The sequence below is a fragment of the Dietzia sp. DQ11-71 genome, from assembly GCF_014144995.1.
GTDB lineage: Bacteria > Actinomycetota > Actinomycetes > Mycobacteriales > Mycobacteriaceae > Dietzia > Dietzia kunjamensis.
Genome location: NZ_JAALDT010000317.1, coordinates 1 through 3,285, shown reverse-complemented (window position 1 = coordinate 3,285; position 3,285 = coordinate 1). Strand labels below are relative to the sequence as shown.

Annotated in this window: 4 protein-coding genes; all 4 read right to left on the bottom strand. The window is 65.2% G+C overall.

Annotated features, from left to right (window positions below; translation table 11 throughout):
• Positions 1-13 precede the first annotated feature (13 nt).
• Positions 14-481 carry an amino acid permease gene (locus G6023_RS11500; protein ID WP_069389168.1) on the bottom strand — a complete coding sequence of 156 codons (468 nt, stop codon included), beginning with the start codon at positions 479-481 and terminating at the stop codon, positions 14-16.
• 65 nt (positions 482-546) lie between these two features.
• Positions 547-2,028: a multicopper oxidase family protein gene (locus G6023_RS11495; RefSeq protein WP_067718740.1), complete on the bottom strand. Its 1,482-nt coding sequence runs from the start codon at positions 2,026-2,028 to the stop codon at positions 547-549.
• Complete coding sequence (locus G6023_RS11490; protein ID WP_003862069.1) at positions 2,025-2,291, bottom strand: SHOCT domain-containing protein; 267 nt, start codon at positions 2,289-2,291, stop codon at positions 2,025-2,027. Before G6023_RS11490 ends, G6023_RS11495 begins: the two co-directional genes overlap by 4 nt.
• A gap of 686 nt (positions 2,292-2,977) precedes the next feature.
• On the bottom strand, positions 2,978-3,285 hold a 308-nt coding region (locus G6023_RS11485; RefSeq protein ID WP_182635581.1), incomplete at its 5' end, for a transposase.

Sequence of the window (3,285 nt, the reverse complement as noted above, 5' to 3'; positions counted from 1 at the left end):
CGCGGGTCACCGCTCAGCTATGGGAGACACGCCCTAGTTGGTTGCCCACCAGGTTCACCAGTGCGGCGCCGGCGATGGCGAGGACGGCCAGCACCGGGACCCACACGTCGGAGTCCTGCATCCCGAACGGTCGCAGCATGTAGGTACCGAAGGTTCGGCCGAGAAGGGACTCGGCGAGGATCATCGACACGTACATGAACAGCGAAACCGAGCCAGCCACGACCCCGGGTCCATACGCGGCTTTGAGTTGCATCGCGATTCCGCCCGAGGAAGGGTTGGTGGCTGAGTAGCGGATGTAGGAGTAGGAGCTGAAGGCCACCACCACTGCCCCGGCAAGGAAGGCCCACGGCATCCACCCCCCGGCCAGCTCGGCGACCTGCCCTACCAGGGCGAAAATGCCCGCCCCGATCATCACCCCCGTCCCGAGCGCAACGGATCCAGTGAGGGTCAGTGAGTTCGAGGACTGGGCGCTGCGATCCATGCGGTACCGTACTTTCTTCTCGTCGGGCGGGGTTGGCGGTGTGCTTGCGGTCGGGTGCGCCGAGTTCAGCGGACCAGGATCGTGCCCATCATGCCGAGGTCCTCGTGGTCGAGGATGTGACAGTGGTAGACGGTGCGGCCGACGATGTCGTCGAAGGCCACGCGGATGGTGACGCGGCCGAAGGCCGGAATGTTGACCACGTCCTGCCAGGTGGGTGACTCGCCGTCGTCGAGGACTTGCATGGGCCACACGTGCAGGTGCATTGGGTGGTCCATGGGGCTGGTGTTGGTCAGGGTCCATTCCTCCACAGTTCCGGCGCGGACCGTGATGTCGTTTCGGTCGGCGTCGAACTGTCGGCCGTTGATGGTGAACGACATCATCGATTCGGCTCCGCGCATCCCACGGCCCATGCCCATGCCCATGGCGAATTCCAGGGTTCGACGGGCAGTTACCGGTGCGGTGCGCAGGTCCCGCAGGGCCGGTCCTGCGGGCACGGGATCGGGTTCGTCCGCCGGGGGCCCAGTCACGTCCAGCGTGAGCAGACCGATCGGCTCGTCGTCCGCCGGGAACGCACCGGCCATGGGTCCGCCCATCATGCCAGGCATGGCGCCGCGGTCCACCGGGATGCTGAGCAGAGTGGAGGTGCCCTGGCGAGCGTCCACCAGGAGTTCGACTCTGTTTCCGGGAGCCAGCGTCACCTCGGTGAGGTCGACAGGTTCGGGTAGGCGGCCGGTGTCACGGCCGAGCAGGCGCAGAGACTGACCATCCAGGGTCAGGCGCAGGTAGCGGGACGGGCAGGCGTTGACGATCCGCCACTGCTCTCGCTCTCCCGGCGAAGCGGTGGCCCGGGGCCGAACCTGGCCGTTGACCATCACTATCTCGCCTTGACGGCCCATCATCTTCTCGGGCGGGGACGCGGCAGCCGGGTTGCCAGTGCCGTCGAGGGTGATGTCGGAGACGACCAAGGTGCGCTCACGGGACACCGGGACCGGCTCGGGGTCCTCAACAACGATCGCTCCGTAGAGTCCGGCCGCCAGTTGGTCAGCGACATGGCCGTGGTGGTGGGGGTGGTACCAGAAAGTCCCGGGCGGGTGGTCGTTTGGCAGGACGATTTCGTAGTCGAAGGACTCGCCGGGGGAGATGCTGACGAAGGGGTTGTCGCCATTGCCCTCGGGGGAGACGTGCAACCCGTGTACGTGCAGGTTGGTCGGGGTGTCGAGTTCGTTGGCAATCGCCACTCGGATCGTGTCTCCGCCCCGAACGCGCAGGGTGGGGCCTGGGAGTGTGCCGTTGAACGCCTGCACGTTTGCGTTTCGCCCGCCGATCTTGACCCGGGCGGGGGCGGCGACCAACTCCAGATCGAGCACACCGTCCCGACTGGCCACCACGTCCGGCTCGAGAAGGTCATCACCACCGTCGGAGAAGCCACCACTGTTCGTGGTGTTGCCCTCACTGACGGTCCACCACAGGCCGGCCCCGCCCACGGCGGCGGTGCCGGCCCCTGCCAAACCCAGTGCGAGGAGCTGCCGTCGGGTCAGCTCGCTCACTGCCGTCCCTCGCCCAGAGTGTGTAGTCGCTCCCGGTACTCCTCGGTGGTTAGCTCTCCACGGGCGTAGCGTTCGTCCAGGATCTCTCGCGGCTGGCGCGGGCGTTCCCCGGTTTTGACATGCTCATGCCCTCCGGTCTGGCCCCGGCCGCCGGTGAACGCTTTCGCCAGGACGACGGTGACCACCACCGTGCCCAGAATGACCAAGAGCCAGAAGATCCACATCCAGCCCATTCCCGAACCCATCCCGTTGTTCCACATCATCGCGATCGTCCTTCGCTACTTCTCAGTCCCGAGCGTGTGGCCCGCCGGTGTCTGGGGGGTGGTGGCGCCGGGTGCGAGGCGTGGCGGTCGGTCTGGAGACCGTGGATCGGCATCGGCACCGAGGGTCTGGGTGTGGAGCAGCACGTGCAGGATTCAGCGATCGCTTCCAACGGAAGGTTACTGCGAGGCTGGATAGACATCTTCTCCTCTTCATATTCGTTGCTGGTGCTCACTGGAACACCTCCAATTATACCCATATGGGGTATGTGGGGTAGGTGGTTGAACCCGGCTCACCCATCGATTGGTCCCTGGGTGTCTCACGCCTGGGGAGCGGTCCCTGTCAGGGCGACAATGAGGCAGAGCACGCTGGCCCAGAACACGCCCAGGCCAATGGCCACCACGGTTACACTCGCCCACTCCATACCACGCCCCTGTCTTCCGGTCGAGTTCCACATTGGCCGGTACGCCCGCGTATTTGTGTGGAGATCAGGTGGAGGTCTGATCAAGAACTTCCGCTGGCGAGCTGACACTCAGGACAGGCTGGAACGATCGAGACCATGGTGGAGAACCCTCGTGCCCTCGAAGATGGGGGAAATTTGGGGAAGGGTGAGTTCGCAGAAACTACAGCTCGGCATCGTTTAGTGGCCCTTCATAGTGAAGGGCCCGTTTAGTGGAAGGTCTGCGTATTAGGGCGTGTCTCCTAATTGGCGTAGCCAGGTCAGGATTGCGCAGAGCGTGACGGCGGCGCGGTAGGTGATCGCGAGTTTGTCGTATCGGGTGGCCAGAGCTCGCCACTGCTTGGCCTGCGCGAAGGATCGCTCGACGACGTTGCGGTCTTTGTAGAGGTCGGCGTTGAGTTTCGGAGGCCGGCCACCGCGGGAGCCTCGGCGTTTGCGGGAGGCGATGGTGTCGCTCTTCTCGGGGATGGCCGCGGTGATTCCACGGGCGCGGAGCTGGCGGCGGATCGTGCCGGACGAGTACGCCTTGTCGGCGA